A 26,106-nucleotide genomic window follows, 5' to 3' on the forward strand; every position below is an offset into this window, starting at 1 on the left:
GTCGGCTCACCCGCATGGCAAGTGTTTTGGCACGCAGCCCGGAAGGATCTCACCAGACTGACGGAGACATTGCGCCTCTCGCCGACCTCGCGTTCGCGGCTTCAGTCCTCTTGATTAGCGGCGGCGGGATATGCCACCGCCAAGCGCTTTGTTCTGGCACTAGCCGAACCCGAATGTCTTGCCTATGGCGTCGGCAACAAAGGCCGGATCCTCCCAATGAGGATTGTGGCCACACGCCTCGGCGTGCACGAGACTTGCCCCCACAAGGGAATGTGACAGTGCCTGCTGATGTGCCTCACCGAACAGAGGGTCGCGCGCGCCGGTGATGATCAGCGTTCGAGCCCGCACGGCCCGCGCCGCGCCACTCAGATCGGCGCGGCGGATTTCCTTCAGGATCGCTCGCCAGCGCGACGCCGGCATCGCCGAGGCGTCTTTCGCCAGACCGGCGAGAAAGGCCTGGGGCACGCCAGGCCGGCAGGCATGCCACCAGGCATAGAACGGGTCGGCCGGCGATATCGGGTCGCGCAGAGCCTGAACGCCCATGACCAGTGGGTGGTCCTGCGCCAGATCGGGCTTCAATGTGCCAGCCAGTAGCACCAACCCGCCGATGAGCCCGTTGTGCCGCCCGGCCAGTGCGATAGCCACCATGGCGCCCAGCGAATGGCCGACGACCACCGGCCGGTCAAGCCGCAAGCGGCTGATCAATCTGGCAATGTCACTTGCGAAATCGGCGATGCGGCAGCCCTTGCCGGCTGGCGTGCCGCCATGGCCGCGCAGATCCGGGATGACCAGCCGGCGCCCGGCAAGATGCGGCGCCAAGAGCGAAAAGCTGCGGCTGGTGTCGGTGAAGCCGTGCACCAACAGCAGCGCCGGCTCGGCACCCGCGATTTCGACATAGGCGATGTCGAGATCGCCGCTGTCGACGGATTGCTTGCGGGCGGCCCAGGCGTCCTGTTGCGCCCAGGCATTCGGCGAGGCATCAAGTGCTGCCGATCTCAAAGGCCGAGCTTTTCCTTGACCGCGGCAAGGCCGGGCTTGCCGTCGAATGTGGTGACGCCGGCGAGCCAGGTGTCGAGCCGATCCTTGTTCAGCGTGATCGCCTTCAGCCCCGCCTCTTCCGGCTTCATACCGTCATTGATCAGGTAGCCCATGCCGACATTCTCGAAATCGATGTCGAAGGCCAGGTTCTTCAGCAGTTGCCCGGCATTCGGGCACTGTTCGATATAGCCCTTGCGGGCTTGCGTGGTCACTGTCGCCGCGCCGAGGTTAGGGCCATAAAACTTGTCGCCGCCTGTGAGATACTTGAAGTCGTACATGGTGTTCATCGGATGCGGCGCCCAGCCCTGGAAGACGATGAACTGCTTTTCCTTTATCTCGTAGCCGACCTCGGACAGCATGCCGGCTTCGCTCGACTCGACGACCTGCCAGCCATTGAGGCCAAGCGACGGATCGGCGATGGCATCCATCATCAACTGGTTCGAGCCAGGTTCGATGCCGTACATCTTCTTGCCGAACTTGTCGGCGAACTTGTGCAAGTCCGCGAAGTCCTTGACGCCGGCGTCCCAGACATAGGTCGGAACAGCGAAGGTGTATTTGGCGCCTTCGAGATTGATGCGCACGTTCTCGACCGAGCCGTCCTTCTTGTAGGGCTCGTAATAGGTGACCATGGCCGGGTTCCAGTAACCCAGGAACAGGTCGAGATCGTTGTTCTTCATGCCTTCGTAGATGACGTTGATACCGAGCACCGAACTCTGCGGCTGATAGCCAAGGGCTTCGAACAGAACATCGGCAACCCCGGTGGTGAATGCCAGATCGTTCCAGCCAGGTTCGGCCATGCGCACGGCCCTGCACTGCTCGGGCTCAGTTGCTTGAGCCGCATGAGAGGCCAGCGCCAGGGTGGCGAGACAGACGCCATTTGCAAGGATGCGAAACATTTCGGTTCTCCTCATTTTCAAAATTGACCGCTTGGTCTTTTTATTGTCCCACTGGTCAATTGTTGATCTGAGTGGGCGAAGATGTCAATGTGGAATCGCAATGCATGGATCGATCCGGTGAAACTCAAGCGTCTCAGCGACATACGCCGCAAGGAGCTGCGGCAGGCGGCGTTCGCGGTGCTGGAGCGCGAGGGCATTGCCGGCGCGACGCTGGAAAAGGTGGCGGCCCAGGCCGGCGCCTCCAAGGGAATCGTGCTGCACTATTTCCGCAACAAGCAGGAATTGTTCGAGCACGCGATGCGCGAAGCCAACGCCGTCCTGTGCCACGCGGTGATCGCGCGGCTGCGCCGGGCCAACACTCCGATGGAGCGCATGGATGCCGTGATCGAGGGTAATTTCGAACCGCATCTTTTTCAGCCTCCCCTTTGCCATGCCTGGCTTTCGCTCTGCGCCGAGGTGCCGCGCGACGAGAAGATGGCGCGTATCCAAAAGGTGATTCACGCGCGCATGCGATCCAACCTGTTGTCCGGCCTGCGCGGCCTTGCCTCGCCGGCGGACGCCGACGACATCGCGCTTGGCGTCACCGCGTTGATCGACGGGCTTTGGCTGCGGCTCGGCCTGCAGCCGGGCAGCGTCTCGCGCGAACAGGCGGTCCGCCAGGTCAAGAATTTTGTCGCGGGGCGGCTCGCAACCCGGGAGCCCATGCGAGAGCCGGCAGCGGTCGAAGTTCATACCATGGGATAGACCGAAGGCTTGACCGCGGCCGCTTATATGCGCTGCTCTCGAAGTGGCCAAAGCTTGCCTCGGAGCGTCGAATGAGACTTCACAACAAGCGCGCGCTGGTTACCGGCGGGTCGGACGGGATCGGCCTCGCGATTGCAAAGGCCTTTTCGCGCGAGGGCGCGGACGTCCTGATCGTCGGCCGTGACACCAAAAAGCTCGACGCCGCCCGCAAGCACCTCGGCGGCAGTGTCGAGACGCTGTCGGCCGACCTTGCAACATCGGCCGGCATCGCAGCCGTCGTCGAGCATGTGAAACAATCCGGCAGGCCGCTCGATATACTCGTCAACAATGCCGGCGTGGCCTTCCTGGTGCCGTTCGAAACCGTCAGCGAGGAGCAGTTCCAGCAATCCTTCGCGCTCAATGTGACGGCGGTGTTCTTCCTCACCCAGGGCCTGCTGCCGCATCTGCCAGCTGGCGCATCGGTGATCAACATCTCGTCTTACTTCGCCAACAAGATGATCCCGAAGCGGCCGTCGAGCCTCTATTCCCTGTCGAAAGGCGCATTGAACTCGCTGACCAAATCGCTGGCCTTCGAACTCGGGCCGCGCGGCGTCCGCGTCAACGCCATCGCGCCCGGCACGGTGGACACGGCCATGCGGCGCAAAACGGTCGACAATTTGCTGGCCGAGGCGAAGGCGGAGCTGAAAGCATATGTCGAGCGCAGCTATCCGCTCGGCAGAGTCGGCGGCCCCGACGATCTGGCCGGCATCGCGGTCTATCTCGCGAGCGACGAGGCGGCCTGGACCAGCGGCGGCATTTTTTCCATCGATGGCGGCTATACGGCGGGGTGAGCGCCCCGGCTCTCCTTCCAGGGCTAAAGGCTTCAACCGATTTGCATCCGTCCCGCCCGCAATCTCCGCTTGAAGCCTTTTGTGCAACGCGATACGCCGTTGCCGACTTCGACAAGGAGAGACCCGTGACCGCTGCAAAGACCAGAACCGAAACCGACACGTTCGGGCCGATCGAAGTCGCAGCCGACCGGTACTGGGGAGCACAGGCACAGCGTTCGCTTGGCAATTTCAAGATCGGCTGGGAAAAGCAGCCTGCATCGATCGTGCGCGCGCTCGGCATCGTCAAGCGGGCGGCGGCCGAAGCCAACATGGAACTGAAGCGGCTCGACCCGGCGATCGGCAAGGTTATCGTCGAGGCAGCGCAAGAAGTTATCGATGGCAAGCTCAACGACCATTTCCCGCTGGTCGTCTGGCAGACCGGCTCGGGCACGCAGTCCAACATGAACGCCAATGAGGTGATCTCCAACCGGGCGATCGAGATGCTGGGCGGCGTCATGGGCTCCAAGAAGCCGGTACATCCCAACGACCACGTCAATATGAGCCAGTCGTCGAACGACACCTATCCGACGGCGATGCACATCGCTTGCGCCGAGCGCATCGTGCACGATCTGCTGCCGGCTCTGAAGCACCTGCACAAGGCGCTGGACGCCAAGAGCCGGGCATTCGCCCACATCATCAAGATCGGCCGTACGCACACACAGGATGCCACGCCGCTGACGCTTGGCCAGGAATTTTCGGGCTATGCCGCGCAGGTCGCCTCGTCGATCAAGCGCATTGAGCTGACGCTGCCCGGCCTGCAGGAACTGGCGCAGGGCGGCACCGCCGTCGGCACGGGCCTCAATGCGCCCGTCGGCTTCGCCGAAAGGGTGGCGGACCGCATAGCCGCCATCACCGGCATCGCCTTCGTCACCGCGCCGAACAAGTTCGAGGCGCTCGCCGCCCACGATTCGATGGTGTTCTCGCACGGCGCCATCAACGCGGCTGCTGCGGCGCTGTTCAAAATCGCCAACGACATCCGCTTCCTTGGTTCCGGTCCGCGCTCGGGCCTCGGCGAACTGTCGCTGCCGGAAAACGAGCCGGGCTCCTCGATCATGCCGGGCAAGGTCAATCCGACCCAGTGCGAGGCGATGACGCAGGTCTGCGTGCAGGTGTTCGGCAACAATGCCGCCCTCACCTTCGCCGGCAGCCAGGGCCATTTCGAGCTCAACGTCTACAACCCGCTGATGGCCTACAATTTCCTGCAGTCGGTGCAGTTGCTCTCCGACGCTTCGGTCTCCTTCACCGACAATTGCGTGGTTGGCATCGAGGCACGAGAAGACAACATCAAGGCGGCACTCGACCGCTCGCTGATGCTGGTGACGGCGCTGGCCCCGACCATCGGTTACGACAATGCCGCCAAGATCGCCAAGACCGCGCACAAGAACGGCACGACGCTGCGCGAGGAAGCGCTCGCCACCGGGCTGGTCAGCGAAGCCGACTACGACCGGCTGGTGCGGCCCGAGGATATGACCCATCCGGGGTAGGATTTTTCGGCGGGAGAATTTCCTCCTGTCGCGGCCTGACTCGACGCGAATTTTGCGTAAGTCGCCCGATCACGGAAATGTAAGCGCTGTGAACAATGTGTCGCCAGTCTGGCGGCTTTGGTGAACAGTCCGCGTGCTCTATTTCAGCGGTATCAACCCCTTCCTGGAGAGAGTCACCATGTCCATCAACACTTCCGTCGCCGGTTCCGGCGCTTCCAATGCCTCAGCCACCATCCTCCTCGGCCGCGTCCTGCTTGCCGTCATCTTCCTGCTTTCAGGTTTCGGCAAGCTCACCGCGATCGCCGGCACAGCCGGCTATTTCGGCAGCCTCGGCCTGCCCCTGCCGACCGCGACGGCTATCATCGTCGGCCTGATCGAGCTTCTCGGCGGCGTCGCCATCCTCATTGGCTTCCAGACCCGGATTACCGCCTGGGTGCTCGCGATCTTCACCGTCGCCACCGCGCTGGTCGCCCACACCGGTTGGGCCGACCAGATGCAGATGATCAACTTCCTCAAGAATCTGGGGATTGCCGGCGGCTTCATCGTGTTGGCCACCTCGGGCGCTGGCGCCTATTCGGTCGACGCCAAGCGCGGCTGAGCCTTCCCTCCCAAGCCATGCAGACAAAGCGGTGCGGAATTTTCCGCGCCGCTTTTGCGTTGTCGGTGCATAGGTCCACGCATCTCGAACTGCCTGCCGGGATTTGCACCCGCGTTGCTGGTAGGGTCGAGACGTCGGGTTGAACGGCCGGCCGATCGGCTGTGCCCGATGATCGACATCGGAGGTGACAAGCATGCCCCGCAACGCACTGCTGCTGCTTTCCCGGCTGCTGCTCGCAGCCCTGTTCGTACCCTCCGGCTTCGACGCCCTTTCCGACATTGCCGGCACGACAGACTATTTCGCCAGCCTCGGCCTGCCGCTGCCGACGCTTGCCGCCTGGGGCACTGGCTTGTTCGAATTGATCGCCGGGCTGCTGATCCTGGTCGGATTCCAGACCCGGATCACCGCATTGCTGCTTGCCGCCTTCTGCATTGTCGCCGGTTTCATCGGCCATTACGGCCAGGGCGGCGATGACGCGATGCTTACCTTCCTGCACCAGCAGATGCTGATGAAGGACATCGCCATATCGGGCGGTTTTGTGGCGCTGGCGATGGCCGGGGCCGGCGTGTGGTCAGCCGACGGCCACGGTTCGGCGTTAAGGCCTACTTGACCGATACGCTCTATTTCACCGAAACGCTTGGGCCGCCTTCGACGGCCAGCACCAGCCGGCGGTTGCTTATCCTTGCCAGTTGCGCCAGGCGCCCGGCCGGCCGTTCGCCATAGAGGTCGGCCAGCGACGCGGGCAACACCAGCGCCAGCACGCCGTTGGCGCGCTGTTCCCATTTCAGCCTGGGCATGATGCCGGGCATCGACGCCGTCAGCAGGTAGACGACGCGCATCATCGCCGCCAGCATGCGTGCCCGCTCCAGATAACGCGGCGAAGCCAGCGCCTTGATCTCGGGTGCAATGGCTTCGTTGAAAATGCCGTCGTGACGATAGGCATTGGCCATCGCCAGGAAGGCACGGCCGGGATGGTCGACGCCGAAGAAGGACGCGTGTGCGATGATGTTGAGCGACTGCTTGCCGCGATATTCGGGATGCGCGCGCCAGCCGATGTCGGCAAGCAATGCGGCTGCGTGGCGATAGCGCGCCTCGTCCTCGGTCTCGTCGATGCCGAAGGCGGCAAAGGTCCTGGCGGTCCAGTCGACAAGTTCATGCGCATGGGTGACAGAGCGCGAGCGCAGACGGGCGAGCTCCTCCGAGGCCGAAATCAGCGGATCGGCCTTCTGTTCGGCCTCGTCGAGCAGCGAATAGAGAAAGCCTTCGCGCACGCCGAGCGCCGAGACGATGATCTTCGACGGCTGCATCGCCGCCATGATCTCCTGCAGCACGATGGCGCCATAAGGCAGCAGCGAACGGCGGTTCTTCGACACGCCTTCAATACCCTTGACCTTCTCGATCTCGGCTTTGGCGACCTGCTTGAGGAAGTTTGTCGCACTGTCGGCGCTGATCTCGTAGTGGTGCATGACACCAAGCGGATAGTTGGTCATTTCCATGTGCAGCCGGGCGAGATTTCGCCAGGTGCCGCCGACGGCGTAGAAGGGCCTGCCCTGCCCGCCTTTCAACAGCTTGGCCCTCGCCAGTTCGTCGCGCGTGATCTTCGCCGCCTGGGTCAGCGAATTCTTCGCCATGTCCTGCAGGCGCAGGCCGCCTAGCGGCAGCGTTATGCCGTCGCCGATCGCTTCGCCGTTGACGTCGACCAGTTCGAGGCTGCCGCCGCCGAGATCGCCGGCGATGCCATTGGCCGGATGGAAGCCCGAAATGACGCCAAGCGCCGAATAATAGGCTTCCTGGCGCCCGCTGATCACGCGGATCTCGGTCTTGAGCACGTCCTCGGCACGGTGGATGAAATCGGGACCGTTGATCGCCTCGCGGGCCGCGGCGGTGGCCAGGACATACATATGCTCGGCGCCTGCCTGGTCGGAGAGCGCGCGAAAGCGGCGGAACTCCTCCATCGAACGCGTCACCGCCTCGGGGTCGAGCTTGCCGGTGGAAACGATGCCGCGGCCGAGACCGGCCAGCATCTTTTCGTTGAACAGCATGGTCGGCGAGCGCGCCAGCCCCTCATAGACGACGAGGCGGATCGAGTTCGACCCGATGTCGATGATGGACAGCGGTCGGCGGTCCTGCAACCGGCCCTGGGAATCGGACAGCATCAGCTGGACGCTGCGGCGTTCTTCTTGCGGCGCTTGAACTGCGCGATGCGCTTGGGCGCATGCGACTTCAGCGCGTCACCCCGTCCGGACAGGCTCGGATTGGTCATGAAATATTCCTGCGCGTTGAACGGTTCCTCGCCCTCCTCCAGCACGACGCGCCGGGAGGTTCCATCAGCCAATACGTCGAAACTTTGCTGATTGTCCATGATGTTGCCCAGCATGATCTGGCCCAGGATCTGTTCATGCACAGTTGGATTGGTGATCGGCACCATGGTCTCGACCCGGCGGTCGAGATTGCGCGGCATGAGGTCGGCCGAAGAGATGTAGACGATCGCGCCGTCCGACGGCAGCCCATGGCCATTTCCGAAGCAATAGATGCGGCTGTGTTCGAGAAAACGGCCGACGATCGATTTCACACGGATGTTTTCCGACAGGCCCGGCACCTGCGGCCGCAGGCAGCAGATGCCGCGCACGACGAGGTCGATCTCGACGCCGGCACGGCCGGCGTCATAGAGCGCATCGATGATGATCGGATCGACAAGCGCGTTCATCTTCATCCAGATGCGTGCCGGCCTCCCCTCCACCGCATGGGCGATCTCGTCGGCAATATGCTTCAAGATGCGGCTTCTCAGCGTGAACGGCGAGATCGCCAGCCGCATTTCATCCGTCGGCTCGGCATAGCCGGTGATGAAATTGAACAGTTGGGCGACATCGCGGGCGATCGTCGGATCGGTGGTGAAGAAGGACAGATCGGTGTAGATGCGCGCGGTGACCGGGTGGTAGTTGCCGGTGCCGAGATGCACGTAATTGCGCAGCTTGCCGTCCTCCCGCCGCACCACCAGCGACATTTTCGCATGGGTTTTCAGCTCAAGGAAGCCGAACACGACCTGCACGCCGGCGCGCTCCAGGTCGCGCGCCCAGCGGATGTTGGCTTCCTCGTCGAAACGCGCCTTGAGCTCGACCAGCGCGGTGACCGACTTGCCGGCCTCGGCCGCGTCGACCAGCGCGCGCACGATCGGGCTGTCGTTTGACGTGCGGTACAGCGTCTGCTTGATCGCCACCACTTCCGGATCGGCCATCGCCTGGCGCAGGAACTGCACCACCACGTCGAAGGATTCGTAGGGATGATGGACGACGATGTCCTTCTCGCGGATTGCGGCAAAACAGTCGCCGCCATGCTCGCGGATGCGCTCGGGGAAGCGCGGATTGTAAGGTGTGAATTTGAGGTCGTCGCGGGGGACGGCGACGACCTCGGAAATCTGGCTGAGCGCCAGCGGCCCGGTCAGGACGCTGATGCGGCTCGACGACACGCCAAGTTCGCCGGCAACGAACTCACGCAATTCGCCAGGCATCAGTCTGTCGAATTCGATGCGGATCACCGAACCGCGGCGGCGGCGCTTCAGCGCTGTCTCGAACAGGCGCACCAGATCCTCGGATTCCTCCTCGACCTCGATATCACTGTCACGGATGATGCGGAATGTGCCGGAGCCCTTGACCTCGTAGCCGGGAAACAGCTTGCCGATATAGAGGCCGACCGCCTCTTCCAGCGGGATGAAGCGGACATGGTGCTTGCGATCCGGCAGACGGATGAAGCGCTTCAGCGCCACCGGCAGGCGCAGCAGCGCGCTCATCTCCTCGCCGTTCTTACGATGGCGCAATTGCAGCGCCATCGAGAAGCCGAGATTGGGAATGAACGGGAACGGATGTGCCGGGTCGATCGACAGCGGGGTGAGCACCGGAAACACCTGCTCCTGAAAATGGTCTTCCAGCCAGACCTTTTCGTCCTTGGTCAGCGCATCGCGGGTGATGCTCTCGATGCCCTCCTTGTTGAGCAGCACGGTGAGCGCCGAAAGGCTCTTCTGTTGGTCTTCCTGCAGCCGCTCGACCTCCCGCAGCAGCTGTTCGAGCTGCTGTTCGGGGGTTCGGCCGTCGGGGCTCTTCAGCGTGATACCCTCGCGCACCTGGCCAGCAAGACCGGCGACGCGGACCATGAAGAACTCGTCCAGATTAGCTGCCGAGATCGACAGGAAGCGGACGCGCTCGAGCAGCGGATGATTGAGATTCAGCGATTCCTCGAGAACGCGCCGGTTGAACTGCAGCCAGGAAAACTCCCGGTTGACAAAGCGATCCGGGTTGCCGCCCTCCGGGCGAACCACCTCGATATTCACGAATTCGCTCTGCACCGGCTTCAGTTCGTTCATGATTCCCGTTCTTCCCCGCAACCGCTCGCCGGTTAACCGGCTTAACTTATCCTCTGACAGGCTTTTGCGACAGTTTGATTTCATCGAACTTGCAAAGAGACCGGTTATGATCCAGATGCAGAGAGACTGCATTAAGGAGACGACGATGGCAGGCGGTTCCATTCCCCATTTTCAGAACGATGCGGGCCACCCGGCAATCGACATCGGCGTCAAGGAATTCATGTGCACGGGCGCCAACCCGCCTTTCGACCATCCGCACGTGTTTCTCGACATGGGCGACGACAATGATAAAGTCTGCCCCTATTGCTCGACGCTCTACCGCTATTCGCCAAAGCTGAAGGCGACGGAAACGCTGCCGGCCGGCTGCACCTACATCGACCAGGCTGCCTGATTCTTTCGCGACAAGCCCAATGGACGACACGCGGTCCCGGCAAGTCGTTATCGCCGGGGCCGGCGTTGCCGGGCTAACCGCTGCCGTTGCTTTCGCCGAACGCGGCTACCTTGTGCAGGTGTTCGAACAGGCGCAGCGCCTGGAAGCGGCCGGCGCCGGCATCCAGCTTTCTCCCAATGCAACACGCATCCTTCGCCAGCTTGGGGTGCTCGACCGACTGCTGCCGGCAGCGGTACGGCCGGAAGCCGTGGTACTGAAGGACGCCGCAACGTTGCGCGAACTGGCACGTGTGCCGCTCGGACAAGCCGCCGAAGCCCGTTGGCAGGCACCCTATCTCGTCGCCCACAGGGCCGACCTGCAGAGCGCCCTGACCGCACGCGTTGCCGAGATGCCGAACATTCTTCTGACCACCGGCGCGCAGGTCAGCAGCATTGCCAAAGGCATCCATGGTGTCACCGTGGCTGCCGAGATGGCTGGCGAAACAGTCGAGGCCGGGGGCTTGCTGCTGGTCGGCGCCGATGGCGTTTGGTCATCGCTGCGCGGGCTTATCGACACAACCAAAGGGGCGGCCTCGCCGAGAAGTCACTTTTCGGGCGAGCTGGCCTGGCGGGCCACCATTCCGGCCGACAGCGCTGCCGGACAAGCCTTTGCCGCGATCGGTGCCATCAATTGCGTCACCACCTTCCTGCATCCCGGCTTCCACATGGTCGCCTATCCCGTCAGCAAAGGCGCTGCCTTCAATCTTGCCGCCTTCACCAAGGGCGAACGAATTGCCGAGGGCTGGTCCGGCAACGCCGACACCAGGATCTTGACCGGTGCCCTGCGCGGTACGGCGGCAGCGCTCGCCCGTCTGGTCGAGGAAGCCGGCCCGTGGACGGCGTGGCCGATCCATACGGTCGACAGCAAACAACCTTGGACGACCGATAGCATGGCGCTGGTCGGCGATGCCGCGCACGCGATGACGCCGTTCGCGGCGCAAGGTGCCGCCATGGCGATCGAAGATGCGGCGATGCTTGCCGATGTCCTTGCCGACTTCCCCGCCGACCCGGCACAGAGCCTTCAAATCTGGGAGAACCTGCGGCGGGCGCGCGTCGCCAAGGTCGCTCGTCGCGGCGCCGTCAATCGCCTTGCCTGGCATGCCGCGGGTCCAGTGGCTATCGCGCGCAACCTGTTCCTGAAGATGCGCTCGTCGGACAAACTCGCCGCCGATCTGGATTGGCTTTATGGCTGGCAACCGCAGAAAATCATCCGACGCTGAAGGCCTGGATGCCGGCCAGTGGAAGAGAGCTAATTGTAAAGCCGCATCGACAGGCCGAGCGAAGCCGGCAGCGGGTTCCACCATCCGGTGCGCAGGCCGGCGGTGCGCAATGCCGCCGCCGTCCAGGTGTTGCAGCCGACCAGCGCGTTGAAATGGCCGTTGGCTTCGTAGAAACCGTCTGACCTGGAATAGGCCGCGTCCGGAACAACAATCGGGCCTTTCGGCCCGCGCTGGAAACTTGCATCGATGAAATCGAGCAGCGCCGCAAAACGCGCCTCGCCGATGTCGAAGCCGGCAACCTCCGGATGCGGTTCGGCGATGTCACCGGCGACATCGACATGCATGACCGACGCGTCGAGGGTCAGCGCCTTCATCACCGGTGCCGCCTTCAACTCTGACCAGGTCGGCGTCTCCAGATAGAAGGCGCGGCCGCCCCAGCCGAAGACGATGTAGCGAACCTCCGGACTGTCGGCCGGGATGCCGGCTTCGGCCAGAAAATGGAAGCGCTTGCGCACGGCATCATCGACCGGAATGGCGATGTCGGTGTGGATCGGATTGTTCAGCACCAGGATATGGTGCGTGACGGCGGGCGTGGCGGCAGCCGCTCGCCACAGCGGCCGCGGCACGAGAGTGCCCAGCGTCAGAGCGAGCGCAACGACGATCAACAGCAGGCCTAGAAAACGTCCCAGCTTTTTCATGAATGGCGGCCCTACAAACGGACCCCGGCGCGACACAAACCGCCCGCCTCCTGCACGTCCATACGCAAAAGAGCCCGGCACTGTTTCAGCCGGGCTCTCCCTGGTTGTCGAAGGCCTAGTGCAGGATCTGCGACAGGAACAGTTTTGTGCGCTCGTGGCGCGGATGGTCGAAGAACTCGGCCGGCGTGTTCTGCTCGACGATCTGGCCCTGATCCATGAAGATCACCCGGTTGGCGACCTTGCGGGCAAAGCCCATTTCGTGCGTGACGCACAGCATGGTCATGCCTTCTTCGGCAAGGCCGACCATCGTCTCCAGCACTTCCTTGATCATTTCCGGATCGAGCGCCGAGGTCGGCTCGTCGAACAGCATGATGCGCGGGTTCATGCACAGCGAGCGGGCGATCGCCACGCGCTGCTGCTGGCCGCCGGACAATTGGCCGGGATATTTATTTGCCTGTTCCGGGATCTTGACGCGCTTGAGGAAATGCATGGCGATTTCCTCGGCCTGCTTCTTCGGCGTCTTGCGCACCCAGATCGGCGCCAGCGTGCAGTTCTCCAGGATGGTCAGATGTGGGAACAGGTTGAAGTGCTGGAACACCATGCCGACCTCCCGGCGCACCTCGTCGATCTTCTTCAGATCGTTGGTCAATTCCTTGCCGTCGACGATGATCTTGCCCTTCTGGTGCTCTTCCAGACGGTTGATGCAGCGGATCATCGTCGATTTGCCGGAGCCCGACGGACCGCAGATGACGATACGCTCGCCGCGCATCACTTTCAGGTTGATGTCCTTCAGCACATGGAACTCACCATACCATTTGTGCATGGCGATGATGTCGATGGCGACATCGGTGGTCGAGATGTGCATCTTGGCGGCGTTGACCTTGATCTCTTCCGCGCTGACGGCATTTTCTATGACCATGGCAGGGGTCCCCTTGTTCTTTTGTTTAGCGTTTGTGGCCGGTATCGAGCCGACGTTCGGTGTACATTGAATAACGCGACATGCCGAAGCAGAACAGCCAGAAGACGAAGGCCGCGAAGACCAGACCCGACTTGGCCGTCTGCGCCGTCGCCCAGTTGGGGTCGGCGAAGTTCTGCTTGATGATGCCGAGCAGGTCGAACATCGAGATGATGAGGACCAGGGTGGTGTCCTTGAACATGCCGATGAAGGTGTTGACGATGCCCGGAATCACCAGCTTCAACGCCTGCGGCATGACGATGAAATACATCTTCTGCCAATAGCCGAGACCGAGCGAATCGGCGCCTTCATACTGGCCCTTGGGGATCGCCTGCAGGCCGCCGCGCACCACCTCGGCCATATAGGCGGCGGAAAACAGCGACACGCCGATCAGCGCGCGCAGGTACTTGTCGAAGGTGACGCCCGGCGGCAGGAACAGCGGCAGCATGACGCTGGCCATGAACAGAACGGTGATCAGCGGAATGCCGCGTACAGCTTCGATGAAGATGACGCACAGCATCTTGACGACCGGCATCTTGGAGCGCCGGCCGAGCGCCAGCACGATGCCGAGCGGGAGCGACGCGACGATGGCCACGAAAGACAGCGACAGCGTCACCAGCAGGCCGCCCCAGCGCGCGGTTTCGACATGTTCCAGACCGAAGGAACCTCCGACCAAAAGGAAATAGGACACGATGGGGAAAAAGACGAACAACAGCAGGGCGTTGAGGCCTTTGCGTGGCACACTCGGCATCAGCATCGGCACCAGAAGCACCACAAACAATATGCCGGTCAGGATCGGCCGCCAGCGCTCCTCGATCGTGTAGGTGCCGAACATGACCTGGCCGAACTTGGCGTTGATGAAGGCCCAGCAGGCACCCGACCAGCCATCTGGCTGGATACCGCCCTGCGCCACCGTGGCGCACACGGTCCGGTCCGGTCCCGTCCACACGGCGTTGATGAACGCCCAGTTGATGATCTGCGGCAGGATTATCGCCACCAGCGCGATGCCGACAATGGTCAGGATGGCGTCGCCTGCTGAGGCGATCAGGTTCTTGCGCACCCAGGCACCGAAGCCCGTGACGCTGGCCGGCGCCGGCTGCGCCAGCGCCATTTCGGTGCGCACCCAGGACATATCATGTTCTTGCATGTCCCTACCTCTCCACCAGCGCCATTTTGGCGTTGAACCAGTTCATCAACAGCGAGGTCAGAAGGCTGATGGCCAGATAGATCACCATCATGATGACCACGCATTCCACAGCCTGGCCGGTCTGGTTGAGCACCGTGCCGGTCGTCGCCGTCAGGTCGGGATAGCCGATGGCGATGGCGAGCGAGGAATTCTTGGTCAGGTTGAGGTACTGGCTGGCCAACGGCGGAATGACGATGCGCATGGCCTGCGGCACAACCACCAGCCGCAACAGCTGGCCGGAGCGCAGGCCAAGCGCCTCAGACGCCTCGCTCTGGCCCCTGGCGACGCCGCGAATGCCGGCGCGCACGATCTCGGCGATGAAGGCCGCGGTATAAAACGACAGCGCCAGGTAGAGCGACAGAAACTCCGGCTTGACGGCGAAACCGCCGGTCAGGTTGAAGGTGGACTGTTTGGGAAAGTCGAAGGTTAGCGGAAAGCCGCTCAGCGCATAGGCGAGCAGCGGCAGCCCGACAATCAGCGCCAGCGATGTCCAGAATACCGGGAATTGCTGGCCGGTCGCCATCTGCCGCTGATGCGCCTTGCGGGCGACGAACCACGCCATGGCGATGCCGGCAAACAGTCCCACCAGGATCAGCCAGGAGCCGTCGCCCCAGATGGCGCGCGGAAAATAGAAGCCGCGCTGGTTGAGGAAGGAGCCGAACGGCAGGTTGATGCTGTCGCGCGGCGGCGGCAGCACGGCGAGCACGCCGGAATACCAGAAGAAGATGACTAGCAGAGGCGGAATGTTGCGAAACACCTCGACATAGACGGTGCAGATCTTCTGGATCAGCCAGTTTTTCGACAGCCGGCCGACACCGACGATGAAACCGATGATGGTGGCAGTGATGATGCCTACAAACGCGACGATCAACGTGTTGATCAAGCCGACGATGATGGCCCGGCCATAGGTGGAGTCCGACGTATAGGCGATCGCCGTATCGGAAATATCGAAGCCGGCGCGGCCCTTCAGAAAGGTAAACCCGGAGGCAATGTGCAGGTTCGTCAGGTTCACGATCGTGTTGTGGACGATCCACCAGACACCGGACACCAGCAAAGCAACGACCAAGCATTGATAGAAAATGCTGCGGACTTTCGGATCGTTGATGAGAGAAGCGCGACTTGGCTCCACTCGAATAACTTCCTGCGACGCCATTCGACCGTCCCCTGGAAAGAGAAACCGGAAGGCAGAGGATCTGCCTTCCGGATCACATTTCGATCAGCGGATCGGCGGAGCGTATTGCAGGCCGCCTTTGGTCCACAGCGCATTGATGCCGCGGGCGATCTTCAGCGGGCTGCCCGAACCGACATTGCGGTCGAACATTTCGCCGTAATTGCCGACGGCCTTGACGATGTTGACGACCCAGTCGTTGGAGACACCGAGATCGGTACCGATCTTGGTATCGGCTTCCTGGCCGAGCACGCGCTTGATCTCCGGGCTGGGCGAGTTCTTCATTTCATCGACATTGGCCTTGGTGATGCCGAGTTCTTCTGCCTGCAGCAGCGCGAAATAAGTCCACTTGACGATGTGGTACCACTGGTCGTCGCCCTGGCGGACGGCCGGTCCGAGCGGCTCCTTGGAGATGATCTCGGGCAGCACGACGTGGTCGGCCGGCGCCCCGAGCGTCAGGCGGATGCCGTAGAGGCCCGACTGATCGGTGGTGTAGACGTCGCAGCGGCCGGCGTCGTAGGCGGCGTTGACTTCTTCCAGCTTCTCGAAGACGACCGGGTTGTACTCCATCTTGTTGGCCTTGAAATAGTCGGCGAGATTGAGCTCGGTGGTCGTGCCGCTCTGCACGCAGACAGCGGCGCCGGAAAGCTGCAGCGCCGAATTGACGCCGGGCAGCTTCTTGGCATTGATCATGAAGCCCTGGCCGTCATAGTAGGTGACGCCGATGAAGTTCAGGCCGAGTGCGGTATCGCGATTGATGGTCCAGGTGGTGTTGCGCGACAGGATGTCGACCTCACCGGATTGCAGAGCGGTGAACCGCTCCTTGGCGCTAAGTGGGGTGAACTTGACCTTGGTGCCGTCACCAAAGACGGCGGCCGCGACAGCGCGGCAGAAATCCGCATCGATACCTTGCCAGTCACCCTTGTCGTCCGGCGCCGAGAAGCCAGCCAGGCCGGTCGAGACACCGCACTGGATGAAGCCCTTTGCCTTGACGGTATCGAGCGTCGTTGCCGAGGCGGCCGACGCCATCAATCCAAGCGTGGCGGCGCCAAGAATGCTGATAGCAATATGTTTCATGACCCACAGACCCTTTTCTCTGTTTTTCAGGCAAACCCTGATCTTTTCCCGTGTGAACGCAGCTCCCATTCCGGCCCATACCCGGAACCCCGCATCGCAACCGACGCGCTGCCTCCCATTCACGAATGGCATCGAAGGCGATAATTCCCGTGAGGTCAAGGAAAATGACCGAATTCCAAAGAGTTTGAAAACCAACCGCGGCAAATGCCTGAATTGCAGCCAAGGGCACCAGGAAATTAGCAAGCCGCGCAAACAAAATTGGCAAAGGCCGGCCAGCCGCGGATCCGGACTTTGCCATCGAAATCCGTCAGGAGGATTTGCTGCGCGCTGCTGGATTTATCCCGGGATAGATTGGCATATCTAAAGACGTCACATGGCGAGGACAGGTCGCATGTGCCGCCCGAAACGGGAGGAGCCCCCGCTCAAATTGCTTGAACGAGCAGCCAGGCGCCGATTGCCGCCATCAGCGCGCCAGAGATGCGCGGGATCAGCTGCCCGGTCGGGACCGTCTTCTCCAGGAGAACAAGGATGGCGATGCCGGCGATCCACAGCACGTTCATGACGCCGCCGACGAACAGGAGCGCCATCAACGCCCAGCAACAGCCGAGGCAATAGGCGCCGTGACGGATCCCGAATCGAAGCGCACCAGGCGGATCGGAGCGGAACCCGCCATGACTGGCCAGAAATGCGACCGGTGCCTGGCATTGCTGCAGGCAGACGCCCTTCATCGGAGTCCATTGATAGAGACCGGCGGCGATCAGGACGAGGCCGCCGAGAACCGTACTGTTGGTTGCCATCATCGGGCTCAGCAAGGTGAGACTGGTCAGCAGCCATTGCGTGCCGGTCGCCGCCGCGCTGAAGGCAACCCAGACGAGCAGATAGCCGGTAAAAAACCATGCAGTCGATGCGATGGGCCGCCCGCCCGCCCGCGCCTTGCGGCCGACCCCGGCATAGAGCAGCACCATCGGCGCGACCGACGGCGTCATCATGCCAACCATCATGACGGCCCACATGGCGAAGATGAAAGCGAAGTCGGCTGGCGCCCAAGCCCGGAAACCGGGCGCCACCGCAGCGCCCATGTCCATGCCACCCATGTCCATACCCGGCATGTCCATGCCGCCCGCATTGGTACCCGACATGTCCATGTCACCCATGTCGCCACTTGTGGCGCTCGGCGTGGCAGCATCCGGCATGGTCATGTCGGCGGCGAGCCACAGTACATAGGCCCATGCGAGCACGGCAATAATGACGAGCGCGGCCGTCACGACTGTGCGGTCCCGCCGCAGCACCGCCTCGAGGGCCGTGTCGCTCATTGGATCAGGTCAATGCACGATGCCACTTTGCGAGAGGTGCAAATTGGCGAAATGGCTGTGCGAGTCTGCCAGCTCGAACTTGATCGGGCCGGTTGCCTTCGTCCAGCCGCGCCCGACCTCGGCAAGCGAATATTCGAAACCATGCGTGAGGTCGATGCGCGCCCGATGCTCCGCGCCGGTGACGGGATTCTTGATCGGCTCGCCGTGGCCCGAGGTTACGCCCGGCACGTCGAGGCGAGCCGCTCGGGCATCGACGTCGACTTCGAAGTCTATTGCCGCGAAGATCGGGTCGTGGACCGTTTCCAGCGTGGTCGAAAAGACCTGGAATATGGTCGCGCCGGGTTCGGTGTCCTCACCGCTGAGAATGCGAAGCAGCGCTCCGCGCTGCGCCTCGGTCGCCCGCTCGTCAATGACCACTGCCGCCTCGCCCCCGCCGTGGTGGATTGCCCCGGGCCAGCGGAAGACACCGGCAAAGCGCAAACCATCCAGCCTGGTGTCGCCATGATAGCCGCTTTCGATTTCCACGCCGACCACCGCCCGGCAGGATCCATCCGTCGGCAAAGCGTTGAACTGGCACGGGCAGCCATAGGCGCAGTTGCAGTTGACGAACTCGCGCGCCTTTATCATCCACTTGACGTCGGTCATGATATTCCTCCCCTTGGCTGCATTCATGTCTATGCAAGCGAGATGCCCGGATCGCAGGGGATCAGGAGGTCAACCGGGAATGATCATCCGGCAGCGTCTGATCGAGGCAGTCCGGCAAAAGTATTAGGATTCAATCATATATCTTTCCCGGCCGTCTTCAATAGCCGACCGGCCAGGGGCGCAATGCGCTGGGACCGGTGCAAGATTGAGCGCCTTTCACCAGGGATGACTTGGTACATCCGAAGTCGGTTCCCTGGCGGGTGCGGGCCGGTTGCACGGCCATTGCCGCCGCACTATGGCTAGCGCCTTGTCAAACAAGGCGAAGAAGAATGGCGAAAGACGGCGACGGACTGGGTATCAACACGCGGCTGGCCCATTCGGGCAACAATCCGCATGACTATTTCGGCTTCGTCAATCCGCCGGTGGTGCATGCCTCAACCGTGCTTTATCCTGACGCGGCGTCGATGGCGGCACGTAGCCAGAAATACACCTACGGCACGCGCGGCACGCCGACGACCGATGCCCTTGCCCACGCCATAGATGCACTGGAAGGCTCGGCCGGCACTATCGTGGTGCCTTCGGGCCTTGCGGCGGTGACGATACCGCTGCTGGCCTTCGTGTCGGCGGGCGACCATCTTCTGATCGTCGATTCTGTCTATCACCCGACGCGCAATTTCGCCGACACCATGCTGAAGCGGCTGGGCGTCGAGGTCGAGTACTACGCCCCCGATGCCGGCGCCGGCATCGCGGCGTTGATCAAGCCCAACACCAAGGTGGTGTTCACCGAATCGCCGGCCTCCAACACGTTCGAGCTGCAAGACATCCCGGCCATCGTCAAGGCGGCGCACGCGGCCGGCGCCCTCGTCATGATGGACAACACCTGGGCCACGCCGCTGTATTTCCGTCCGCTCGACCACGGCGTCGACATCTCGATCCATGCGGCGACGAAATACCCGGCCGGCCATTCCGACGTGCTGCTTGGCACGGTCTCGGCCAACGAAGGCTGCTGGAAGCATCTCTACGAAAGCTTCTGCACGCTTGGCTGCTGCGCCGGACCCGACGATGTCTATCAGGTGCTGCGGGGCCTGCGCACCATGGGCGTTCGCCTCGAGCACCATCAGCGCAGCGCGCTCGCCATCGCCTCCTGGCTCGAGGGGCAGAAGGGCGTGGCGCGCGTGCTCCACCCTGCCCTTCCCAGCCATCCGGACCATGGCCTGTGGAAGCGTGACTTCTCGGGCTCGAGCGGCATCTTTTCCATCGTGCTTGCCGGCGGTGGCCAGAAGCAGCAGCACGCCTTCCTCGATGCGTTGCAGATCTTCGGCCTCGGTTATTCCTGGGGCGGCTATGAGAGCCTTGCCGTGCCGGTCTGGCTCGGCGACCGCGTTGTTGCGAAAGGTCCGTATGAAGGTCCGTTGATCCGCCTGCAAATCGGCCTCGAGGATGTCGAGGACCTGAAGGCCGACATCTTGCGCGGCCTGACCGCGGCGGCGGCTGCCTGAGCGATCAGGGCACTCTGCCAAACTGATTCAACGGGTCAGTGCAAGCAGCTCGAAAGACTGGTGAACCGCCACGTCGCCCTGCGGAGCCAAATCGGCACCGCGGCGGATGCGGCAACAACGTCACGGAATTCTATTTCTCCAAACCGCGACTTCGCGGATCAATTTGGCTTTCAACTTCGACATTGCCGCGTCATTGCGGTGCGATCATCGCGGTTTCGACTTCCTCTGGAATACCGGCTGAGTTCCGACCCCATGGCCTTTCGCCTCTTTGTTCCCATTCTTGCCGGCGCGACGCTGCGCGAGCGCATCATCGCCTGCGTCGGCGCGACGATCGGCATTGCACTGACCGGGGCGATCGGTGGCCTGGTGCTCGGCAACGGCCCGCACGTGCCGTTGCTGGTGGCACCGATGGGAGCCTCGGCCGTGCTCCTGTTCGCGGTGCCGGCCAGTCCGCTGGCGCAGCCATGGTCGATCATCGGCGGCAACACGATATCGGCCCTGGTCGGCGTGATCGTCGCGCATTTCATCCACGAAACCGCCCTTGCCACCGGCATCGCGGTGGCGCTGGCCATCGCCGCCATGTCGTTCACGCGCTGCCTGCATCCGCCGGGCGGGGCGGCCGCCCTGACCGCCGTGCTGGGAGGGCCTGCCGTCATCAGCGCCGGCTTCCTGTTTCCATTCGTGCCGGTGGCACTGAACTCGCTTCTGCTGGTGGCGCTCGGCTATGGCTTCCACAAGCTGGCCCGGCGCAATTACCCGCACGTGCTGGTTTCAGCACCGACGAACAGCCACGGCACCGTCGATCTACCAGCGCAGTTGCGCGTCGGCTTCCAGCCCGAGGACATCGATGCCGCGCTTGGTGCACTTGACGAGACGTTCGATATCGATCGCAACGATCTCGACCGGCTGCTGCGGCAAGTCGAATTGCAGGCGATGGTGCGCGCGCACCAGAACCTTCTCTGCGAGGCCATCATGTCGCGCGATGTGATCTCGGTCGACGCACACACCTCCGCCGGGGCGGCACGCCAGTTGCTGCTTGACCACAACATCCGTACCTTGCCCGTCGTCGACGCAGAGGCAAGGCTGGCAGGCACCGTGGGGTTGCGGGAACTGGCGCTGGCCTCCGGCACGGTTGGGCCCGTCATATCGCCAGCGGCGACAGCCGCCGCCGGTTTCGCCGCCATGGGTCTGTTGCCCATGCTCACCGACGGCCGCAGCCATGCGGTCATCATCGTCGACGACGACAGGCGGATTCTCGGGCTGATCACCCAGACCGATCTGCTGGCGGCCACGGCACGCCTGCAGGTTGCTGACAAGCCTTCGCCGGAAGCTCCACGGTAGCCACAGCCGGACCCGGCGAATACGGCCGGGAACCTTTTGCCGACAATGCCATCCAATCTCTCAATCGGGTTCGGGTCCGAGATTGGGTTGAGGAACTGGCCATGCCTGCTGTCTTGACGGCGATGCCTTCTGTTGCTTCAGGCGACATGCAGCTCGTACGCCGCGCCCTGGCGCGCGAAGGCGACGCTTTCCGCACCATCATCAAGACGCACAATCAGAGGCTCTACCGCATCGCCCGCGGCGTGGTGCGCAATGACAGCGAGGCCGAGGACATCGTGCAGGAGGCCTATGTCAGGGCCTTCGCTCATCTCGATGCCTTTCGCGGCGATTCCTCGCTCGCCACCTGGCTGTCGCGTATCGTCATCAACGAGGCGCTCGGCCGCCTGCGCAAAAGGCGCAGAACGGTGGCACTGCCGGAAAATCCGCAAGCCGAGATCATCCGGTTCCCCATCAACCCCAGCGACGATCCGGAGCGGACGATGGCGCAACGGCAGATCCTCCAGCTGGTTGAACAGGCCACCGACAGCCTTCCCGATGTCTACCGGACGGTGTTCGTGGCGCGCGTAATCGAAGGGCTGAGCATCGAAGATACCGCCGATCTTCTCGGCGTGCGGCCACAAACCGTCAAGACAAGGCTGCACCGTGCGCGCGCCCTGGTGCGCAAGGCCCTGGACGACCAGATCGGGCCGGTGCTGCTCGATGCGTTTCCCTTCGCCGGCCGGCGTTGCGAAAGGCTGACCAGCGCCGTGATGTGGCGGCTCGGCCTGGAAAGCTGACCCTCGTCGTATTGGCTCATTTTGGCGGGAACATTTGCCGCTGCCCTGCATCCAATGACCGTCAACTGAAAAAGCTGCCCGGCGCGATTTCCGCTCCGGGCGAAGGAGATGCCATGCTTATTCGTCACACCGCTGCCCTGGCCGCCATGCTGCTGCTTGGCTCTGCACCGTTTGCACAAGCCGCCCACAAGCCGACCGACCCGCAGATCGCCCACATCGCCTACACGGCTGGGGTCATCGACGTTGAAGCGGCCAAGCTGGCGATCGAGAAATCGAAGAACAAGGACGTCGTGGACTTCGCCAAAGACATGGTGCGCGACCACGAAGCGGTGAACGTGCAGGCGCTCGACCTGGTCAAGAAGCTGAAGGTCACGCCGGAAGACAACGCCACCAGCCAGGCGTTGAGCAAGGCTGCCGCCGAAGAAAGGACCAAGCTCGCCAAGCTCGAGGGTGCCGCCTTCGACAAGGCCTATGTCGACAACGAGGTCGCCTACCACAAGCAGGTCAACGGCGCTCTCGAAACACTGCTCATCCCGTCGGCCAGCAATGCCGAACTGAAGAGCCTGCTGGAAACCGGCCTGAAGATATTCCAGGGCCATGAGCAGCATGCCGAACATGTCGCCGGCATGCTGAAGTGAGGACAGCGATCATGTCGAAACGCCATCTGTGGATTGCGTTGACGCTGGCCATCGGTATCGTTCCGGCACAGGGTGAAACCATCCAGGTCACCATCGACAAGCTGGTGTTCTCGCCAGCCATCGTCGAGGCGAAGGTCGGCGATAGGATCGAGTGGGTGAACAACGACGTGTTCGCCCACACGGCCACCGTCAAGGGCGGTTGGGAGGTGATGATCCCGCCGAAAAAGTCCGCGAGCCTCACCTTGCAGAAGGCGGAGACGGTCGACTATTTCTGCCGCTTCCACCCCAACATGAAAGGCCGTTTGGTGGTGGCGCCCTGATCCAGCGCCAACGAGGCCCGCCTGGCCTCGTCAGGCCGCGCGACATGCGTCCACGAGCCATCATAGCGGGGCTCGCGGCACGTCAGCCAGGCATCGAGCCCTTCGCGCAGATCTGCGGTCGGAGCCATGCGGGCGAACTGCTCGGCCTCGACCAGCAAGCCTTCGGCGATGCTCTGGTTGAGGCCGCGCGCCACTGCCGTTAGGATGCTGGCGACCGCCAGATCTGAGTGCCGCAGGATACGCCTGGCAAGGCCGATTGCGGCCGGCATCAAATCGCCATGCGGCACCACCTGGTTGACCAGGCCAAGTTCAAGGGCGCGCTGGGGCGGAAACCAATCGCCGGTCAAAAGCAGTTCGAGCGCACGCTTGCGCCCGGCCAGCCTAGGCAAGCGCTGCGTTCCGCCAAATGTCGGTGGCATTGCGAGGTTGATTTCCGGCTTGGCGAACAGGGCGCGATCGCTGGCGATTGCGAGCGGCACGGCCTCGGTGATTTCGCAGCCTCCGCCAAAGGCAATGCCGTTGACGGCGGCGATGACCGGTTTGCGGAACGCTTCCAGCCTTGCCGTCAACCGCTGCCCGCGCATGACGAAGTCGCGCATCGCGACGTCGGCGCCAAGCGCCACGCTGGCCGAGAACTCGTGAATATCGCCTCCCGCCGAAAACGCCCGCTCCCCTGCGCCAGTCAGAACGACGGCGCGGACGCCGTCATCGACTTCGATGTCGTCAAGGATCGCAAGCAGGCGATCGATCAGGGCATAATTCAGCGCGTTGAGTTTCTCCGGCCGGTTGAGGGTGAGGATGGTTACCCCGTCGCGGGTCTCGCTCAGGACAAGATCGGTCATTGTTCTTCCTTTCCAGATACCTCTGGAAAGGATCACGCATTCGATTGCTTGTATATTTACTAGTCGGTATACATCACCTCATGCCTGAAGCGTCGAGTCCTACCCGCAAACGCATTGTCGAAGCCGCGACGAAGCTCTTCTATGCGGAGGGAATCGGCCGGGTCAGCGTCGATGCCATCGCCGAAAAGGCAGGGCTCACCAAGCGGACGCTCTATTACCACTTCAAGAGCAAGGACGATCTGATCGCCGCCTATCTCGATGGCCGCGACCAACCCAATCTGAAGCGGATGGCCGGCTGGTTCGATGCCGCCGAAGGCGGGGCGGATCGCAAGGTCGAGGCGATCTTCACCAATCTGGCGAGGGCCGCACGCCATCCGAAATGGAAGGGATGCGGCTTCCTGCGCACGGCTGCTGAACTCGCTTCGATGCCTGGACATCCGGCGATCAAGGTCGGGTCGCGGCACAAGTCAAATTTTGAAACATGGCTGGCTGGCGAATTGTCCGACCGCAGCGTCGAGGAGCCGCAAGCCCTGGCACGCGAGATCGTGCTGCTGATAGACGGCTCGTTTTCGATCATGCTGATCCACCGCAACCCCGATTATATCGAGGCAGCCGGCCGCGCCGCGGCGAGGCTTGTCCAGGCGCGAATTTCAAGCAACCAGGTCTAGAATCCCAACGCCAGCCATGCCGTGCCCACGGCAAGCGTTATCAGCGTCAGCGGCAAGCCGACCTTGAAGAAGGCGCCGAACGACAGCTGCGTGCCGGCAGCCCTTGCCTGTTCGGCGACGATCAGGTTGGCGACCGAGCCGAGCAGCGTGAAATTGCCGGCCAGCGTCGAACTCATGGCGACGACCAGCCAGGCACGTTCGGGGTTTTCGAGGCCGGGTATGAAGGGCCTGAGTGCCAGCACGGCCGGGACATTGCTCATGATGTTGGAGAGCACCGCGGTGAAGCCGGACAAGCGCCAGACATCGTCCAGGCCGAGGTCCTTTGCCGAGGCGATGATGTCGGGCGTCAGCAGTGTCTTTTCCGCGCCGGCAACGACCACGAACAGACCGGCGAACATGAACAGCAGCGGCCCGTCGATCTCGCGGTAGATGCGTTCCGGTTTGATGGCACGGGTGAGCAACAGGATGGCGCCGCCGACGAGTGCCGCCTTGGCGACCGGCACGCCGGCGAAGAAGGCGACGGCCAATCCAATGCAGACCACCACCGCCTTCAGCACCTGTCCCTTGTGCATACGGCCACGCGAGACCTCGGGCGTCAGTTGGACCGTGCGGGCGAATTCGGTCCGGTAAACGATGCGGACAATGACAATGACCGCGACGAGGCCAAACAAGGCGACCGGCGCGAGTGCGGCCGAAAAGGCTGGATAGGAAATGCCCGACAGCGCGCCGATGACCATGTTTTGCGGATTGCCGGTGATGGTGGCGACGCTGCCGCAATTCGACGCGGTGGCGGTGGCGATCAGATAGGGGATGGGATTGCGCTTGATGACGCGGGTGACGTGGACGACGATCGGTGCCATCACAAGGCAGATGGCGTCGTTGACCAGGAAGGCCGACAGCACGCCGGTGAGTAGCGTCACCATCACCAGGAGCATGAAGGGCGCATGCGCGTGTTCGATGGCGACGGCGCCGAGGCCGCGAAAGGCGCCTGAGACCTTCAGATGCGCCACCACGATCATCATGCCGAGCAGAAGCGTGATGGTGTCGAAATTGATCGCGCGGTAGGCATCCTCCATGCCGAGCGCGCCAATGGCGATCATCGCGGCCCCGCCGAGCAGCGCGATCCCGGCCCGGTCGAGGCGCAGGCCCGGGATGCGGCCAATGGCGACACCGGCGTAGGTCAGGACCAGGATCAGCAGTGCCGCCGCGCCCATCAATGTCATCGGTAGGAAGTCCTGCTCGGTCTGTGGCGCGCCGCGGCCCGTCCGCCCCGTTGATTCGCTCGCGTGCCAGCTTTAGCGCGATGTCGAGATCGATGACAAACAGGCCGGGGACCGAAGGTGTC

General features: G+C 62.8%; 26 protein-coding genes. 13 read left to right on the forward strand and 13 right to left on the reverse strand.

The features are described 5' to 3' along the window. Nucleotides 1-159: 159 nt before the first annotated feature. Both AC1RZR_RS26060 and choX read right to left on the reverse strand, forming a co-directional pair. Complete coding sequence (locus AC1RZR_RS26060; protein WP_481826426.1) at nucleotides 160-999, reverse strand: alpha/beta fold hydrolase; 840 nt, start codon at nucleotides 997-999, stop codon at nucleotides 160-162. Beyond that, entirely contained in the window at nucleotides 996-1,934 is a 939-nt protein-coding gene (choX, locus tag AC1RZR_RS26065; RefSeq protein WP_481826427.1) for a choline ABC transporter substrate-binding protein, read from the reverse strand. Before choX ends, AC1RZR_RS26060 begins: the two co-directional genes overlap by 4 nt. An 81-nt stretch (nucleotides 1,935-2,015) precedes the next feature. On the opposite strand from choX, the gene betI reads away from it, so the two are divergent. From betI to AC1RZR_RS26090, 5 genes are all read left to right on the forward strand, one after another. Further along, nucleotides 2,016-2,678: a choline-binding transcriptional repressor BetI gene (betI, locus tag AC1RZR_RS26070; RefSeq protein ID WP_477276448.1), complete on the forward strand. Its 663-nt coding sequence runs from the start codon at nucleotides 2,016-2,018 to the stop codon at nucleotides 2,676-2,678. A gap of 71 nt (nucleotides 2,679-2,749) precedes the next feature. Continuing rightward, nucleotides 2,750-3,508, forward strand: a complete 759-nt coding sequence (locus AC1RZR_RS26075; RefSeq protein ID WP_481826428.1) for an SDR family NAD(P)-dependent oxidoreductase — start codon at nucleotides 2,750-2,752, stop codon at nucleotides 3,506-3,508. A 125-nt stretch (nucleotides 3,509-3,633) separates the two neighbouring features. After that, nucleotides 3,634-5,031, forward strand: coding sequence for a class II fumarate hydratase (gene fumC, locus AC1RZR_RS26080; protein WP_481826429.1), 1,398 nt, complete (start codon nucleotides 3,634-3,636; stop codon nucleotides 5,029-5,031). A 178-nt stretch (nucleotides 5,032-5,209) separates the two neighbouring features. Further along, on the forward strand, nucleotides 5,210-5,629 hold the full coding sequence (locus AC1RZR_RS26085; RefSeq protein ID WP_477276442.1) for a DoxX family protein: 420 nt from the start codon (nucleotides 5,210-5,212) through the stop codon (nucleotides 5,627-5,629). Nucleotides 5,630-5,822: 193 nt separating this feature from the next. Next, the gene (locus AC1RZR_RS26090; RefSeq protein WP_477276440.1) at nucleotides 5,823-6,239 is read left to right on the forward strand and encodes a DoxX family protein; all 417 of its coding nucleotides are present in this window, start codon (nucleotides 5,823-5,825) and stop codon (nucleotides 6,237-6,239) included. Nucleotides 6,240-6,249: 10 nt separating this feature from the next. Here AC1RZR_RS26090 and ppx read toward each other — a convergent pair whose 3' ends face one another. After that, entirely contained in the window at nucleotides 6,250-7,785 is a 1,536-nt protein-coding gene (gene ppx / locus AC1RZR_RS26095; protein WP_481826430.1) for an exopolyphosphatase, read from the reverse strand. After that, nucleotides 7,785-9,986, reverse strand: a complete 2,202-nt coding sequence (locus AC1RZR_RS26100; protein WP_481826431.1) for an RNA degradosome polyphosphate kinase — start codon at nucleotides 9,984-9,986, stop codon at nucleotides 7,785-7,787. The genes ppx and AC1RZR_RS26100 overlap by 1 nt, the downstream gene beginning before the upstream one ends. Nucleotides 9,987-10,131: 145 nt before the next feature. Here AC1RZR_RS26100 and AC1RZR_RS26105 point away from each other — a divergent pair, with 145 nt between their 5' ends. After that, on the forward strand, nucleotides 10,132-10,377 hold the full coding sequence (locus tag AC1RZR_RS26105) for a zinc-finger domain-containing protein (protein WP_481826432.1): 246 nt from the start codon (nucleotides 10,132-10,134) through the stop codon (nucleotides 10,375-10,377). A 19-nt stretch (nucleotides 10,378-10,396) separates the two neighbouring features. Next, nucleotides 10,397-11,635 (forward strand): FAD-dependent monooxygenase, encoded by a 1,239-nt coding sequence (locus tag AC1RZR_RS26110; RefSeq protein WP_481826433.1) that lies wholly within the window; start codon nucleotides 10,397-10,399, stop codon nucleotides 11,633-11,635. A gap of 29 nt (nucleotides 11,636-11,664) precedes the next feature. Here AC1RZR_RS26110 and AC1RZR_RS26115 read toward each other — a convergent pair whose 3' ends face one another. From AC1RZR_RS26115 to AC1RZR_RS26145, 7 genes are all read right to left on the reverse strand, one after another. Continuing rightward, nucleotides 11,665-12,333, reverse strand: a complete 669-nt coding sequence (locus tag AC1RZR_RS26115; protein ID WP_481826434.1) for a TIGR02117 family protein — start codon at nucleotides 12,331-12,333, stop codon at nucleotides 11,665-11,667. A 115-nt stretch (nucleotides 12,334-12,448) separates the two neighbouring features. Then, nucleotides 12,449-13,198, reverse strand: coding sequence for an amino acid ABC transporter ATP-binding protein (locus tag AC1RZR_RS26120; protein WP_031240865.1), 750 nt, complete (start codon nucleotides 13,196-13,198; stop codon nucleotides 12,449-12,451). 79 nt (nucleotides 13,199-13,277) lie between these two features. Then, the gene (locus tag AC1RZR_RS26125) at nucleotides 13,278-14,435 is read right to left on the reverse strand and encodes an amino acid ABC transporter permease (protein WP_481826435.1); all 1,158 of its coding nucleotides are present in this window, start codon (nucleotides 14,433-14,435) and stop codon (nucleotides 13,278-13,280) included. 4 nt (nucleotides 14,436-14,439) lie between these two features. Continuing rightward, nucleotides 14,440-15,627, reverse strand: a complete 1,188-nt coding sequence (locus AC1RZR_RS26130; RefSeq protein WP_477276430.1) for an amino acid ABC transporter permease — start codon at nucleotides 15,625-15,627, stop codon at nucleotides 14,440-14,442. Between the two features lie 63 nt (nucleotides 15,628-15,690). After that, a complete protein-coding gene (locus tag AC1RZR_RS26135; RefSeq protein WP_481826436.1) occupies nucleotides 15,691-16,719 on the reverse strand; it encodes an amino acid ABC transporter substrate-binding protein in 1,029 nt (342 codons plus the stop codon). Nucleotides 16,720-17,141: 422 nt separating this feature from the next. After that, nucleotides 17,142-18,032: a DUF2182 domain-containing protein gene (locus AC1RZR_RS26140; RefSeq protein WP_477276426.1), complete on the reverse strand. Its 891-nt coding sequence runs from the start codon at nucleotides 18,030-18,032 to the stop codon at nucleotides 17,142-17,144. Between the two features lie 9 nt (nucleotides 18,033-18,041). Then, nucleotides 18,042-18,677, reverse strand: coding sequence for a DUF1326 domain-containing protein (locus tag AC1RZR_RS26145; RefSeq protein WP_477276424.1), 636 nt, complete (start codon nucleotides 18,675-18,677; stop codon nucleotides 18,042-18,044). Between the two features lie 329 nt (nucleotides 18,678-19,006). On the opposite strand from AC1RZR_RS26145, the gene AC1RZR_RS26150 reads away from it, so the two are divergent. From AC1RZR_RS26150 to AC1RZR_RS26170, 5 genes are all read left to right on the forward strand, one after another. Beyond that, nucleotides 19,007-20,176 (forward strand): cystathionine beta-lyase, encoded by a 1,170-nt coding sequence (locus tag AC1RZR_RS26150; RefSeq protein ID WP_481826437.1) that lies wholly within the window; start codon nucleotides 19,007-19,009, stop codon nucleotides 20,174-20,176. A gap of 252 nt (nucleotides 20,177-20,428) precedes the next feature. Beyond that, nucleotides 20,429-21,517, forward strand: a complete 1,089-nt coding sequence (locus tag AC1RZR_RS26155) for an HPP family protein (protein WP_481826438.1) — start codon at nucleotides 20,429-20,431, stop codon at nucleotides 21,515-21,517. A gap of 101 nt (nucleotides 21,518-21,618) precedes the next feature. Beyond that, complete coding sequence (locus tag AC1RZR_RS26160) at nucleotides 21,619-22,293, forward strand: RNA polymerase sigma factor (RefSeq protein ID WP_481826439.1); 675 nt, start codon at nucleotides 21,619-21,621, stop codon at nucleotides 22,291-22,293. A 113-nt stretch (nucleotides 22,294-22,406) separates the two neighbouring features. Then, a complete protein-coding gene (locus AC1RZR_RS26165) occupies nucleotides 22,407-22,931 on the forward strand; it encodes a DUF4142 domain-containing protein (protein WP_481826440.1) in 525 nt (174 codons plus the stop codon). 11 nt (nucleotides 22,932-22,942) lie between these two features. Continuing rightward, a complete protein-coding gene (locus AC1RZR_RS26170) occupies nucleotides 22,943-23,251 on the forward strand; it encodes a cupredoxin domain-containing protein (RefSeq protein ID WP_481826441.1) in 309 nt (102 codons plus the stop codon). Here AC1RZR_RS26170 and AC1RZR_RS26175 read toward each other — a convergent pair. After that, nucleotides 23,197-24,093, reverse strand: a complete 897-nt coding sequence (locus tag AC1RZR_RS26175) for a crotonase/enoyl-CoA hydratase family protein (protein ID WP_481826442.1) — start codon at nucleotides 24,091-24,093, stop codon at nucleotides 23,197-23,199. The genes AC1RZR_RS26170 and AC1RZR_RS26175 overlap by 55 nt on opposite strands. Before the next feature lie 80 nt (nucleotides 24,094-24,173). Between AC1RZR_RS26175 and AC1RZR_RS26180 the strand changes: the two genes are divergently transcribed. Continuing rightward, entirely contained in the window at nucleotides 24,174-24,761 is a 588-nt protein-coding gene (locus AC1RZR_RS26180) for a TetR/AcrR family transcriptional regulator (RefSeq protein ID WP_481826443.1), read from the forward strand. On the opposite strand, the gene AC1RZR_RS26185 is transcribed toward AC1RZR_RS26180, so the two are convergent. Beyond that, complete coding sequence (locus tag AC1RZR_RS26185; protein ID WP_481826444.1) at nucleotides 24,758-25,984, reverse strand: anion transporter; 1,227 nt, start codon at nucleotides 25,982-25,984, stop codon at nucleotides 24,758-24,760. The two genes, AC1RZR_RS26180 and AC1RZR_RS26185, sit on opposite strands and share 4 nt — an antisense overlap. Nucleotides 25,985-26,106 lie beyond the last annotated feature (122 nt).

It is taken from the genome of Mesorhizobium bavaricum, from assembly GCF_056781655.1.

Excerpts from the sequence above, each read along its gene's own strand:
- AC1RZR_RS26165 (WP_481826440.1), top strand. The coding sequence starts at position 22,407 with ATGCTTATTCGTCACACCGCTGCCCTGGCCGCCATGCTGCTGCTTGGC.
- AC1RZR_RS26170 (WP_481826441.1), top strand. The coding sequence starts at position 22,943 with ATGTCGAAACGCCATCTGTGGATTGCGTTGACGCTGGCCATCGGTATC.
- AC1RZR_RS26105 (WP_481826432.1), top strand. The coding sequence starts at position 10,132 with ATGGCAGGCGGTTCCATTCCCCATTTTCAGAACGATGCGGGCCACCCG.
- AC1RZR_RS26185 (WP_481826444.1), bottom strand. The coding sequence starts at position 25,984 with ATGACATTGATGGGCGCGGCGGCACTGCTGATCCTGGTCCTGACCTAC.
- AC1RZR_RS26130 (WP_477276430.1), bottom strand. The coding sequence starts at position 15,627 with ATGGCGTCGCAGGAAGTTATTCGAGTGGAGCCAAGTCGCGCTTCTCTC.
- AC1RZR_RS26120 (WP_031240865.1), bottom strand. The coding sequence starts at position 13,198 with ATGCACATCTCGACCACCGATGTCGCCATCGACATCATCGCCATGCAC.
- AC1RZR_RS26110 (WP_481826433.1), top strand. The coding sequence starts at position 10,397 with ATGGACGACACGCGGTCCCGGCAAGTCGTTATCGCCGGGGCCGGCGTT.
- AC1RZR_RS26180 (WP_481826443.1), top strand. The coding sequence starts at position 24,174 with ATGCCTGAAGCGTCGAGTCCTACCCGCAAACGCATTGTCGAAGCCGCG.
- AC1RZR_RS26090 (WP_477276440.1), top strand. The coding sequence starts at position 5,823 with ATGCCCCGCAACGCACTGCTGCTGCTTTCCCGGCTGCTGCTCGCAGCC.
- ppx (WP_481826430.1), bottom strand. The coding sequence starts at position 7,785 with ATGCTGTCCGATTCCCAGGGCCGGTTGCAGGACCGCCGACCGCTGTCC.
- AC1RZR_RS26150 (WP_481826437.1), top strand. The coding sequence starts at position 19,007 with ATGGCGAAAGACGGCGACGGACTGGGTATCAACACGCGGCTGGCCCAT.
- betI (WP_477276448.1), top strand. The coding sequence starts at position 2,016 with ATGTCAATGTGGAATCGCAATGCATGGATCGATCCGGTGAAACTCAAG.
- AC1RZR_RS26155 (WP_481826438.1), top strand. The coding sequence starts at position 20,429 with ATGGCCTTTCGCCTCTTTGTTCCCATTCTTGCCGGCGCGACGCTGCGC.
- AC1RZR_RS26160 (WP_481826439.1), top strand. The coding sequence starts at position 21,619 with ATGCCTGCTGTCTTGACGGCGATGCCTTCTGTTGCTTCAGGCGACATG.
- AC1RZR_RS26115 (WP_481826434.1), bottom strand. The coding sequence starts at position 12,333 with ATGAAAAAGCTGGGACGTTTTCTAGGCCTGCTGTTGATCGTCGTTGCG.
- AC1RZR_RS26145 (WP_477276424.1), bottom strand. The coding sequence starts at position 18,677 with ATGACCGACGTCAAGTGGATGATAAAGGCGCGCGAGTTCGTCAACTGC.
- AC1RZR_RS26135 (WP_481826436.1), bottom strand. The coding sequence starts at position 16,719 with ATGAAACATATTGCTATCAGCATTCTTGGCGCCGCCACGCTTGGATTG.
- choX (WP_481826427.1), bottom strand. The coding sequence starts at position 1,934 with ATGTTTCGCATCCTTGCAAATGGCGTCTGTCTCGCCACCCTGGCGCTG.
- AC1RZR_RS26125 (WP_481826435.1), bottom strand. The coding sequence starts at position 14,435 with ATGCAAGAACATGATATGTCCTGGGTGCGCACCGAAATGGCGCTGGCG.
- AC1RZR_RS26175 (WP_481826442.1), bottom strand. The coding sequence starts at position 24,093 with ATGACCGATCTTGTCCTGAGCGAGACCCGCGACGGGGTAACCATCCTC.
- AC1RZR_RS26140 (WP_477276426.1), bottom strand. The coding sequence starts at position 18,032 with ATGAGCGACACGGCCCTCGAGGCGGTGCTGCGGCGGGACCGCACAGTC.
- AC1RZR_RS26100 (WP_481826431.1), bottom strand. The coding sequence starts at position 9,986 with ATGAACGAACTGAAGCCGGTGCAGAGCGAATTCGTGAATATCGAGGTG.
- AC1RZR_RS26075 (WP_481826428.1), top strand. The coding sequence starts at position 2,750 with ATGAGACTTCACAACAAGCGCGCGCTGGTTACCGGCGGGTCGGACGGG.
- AC1RZR_RS26085 (WP_477276442.1), top strand. The coding sequence starts at position 5,210 with ATGTCCATCAACACTTCCGTCGCCGGTTCCGGCGCTTCCAATGCCTCA.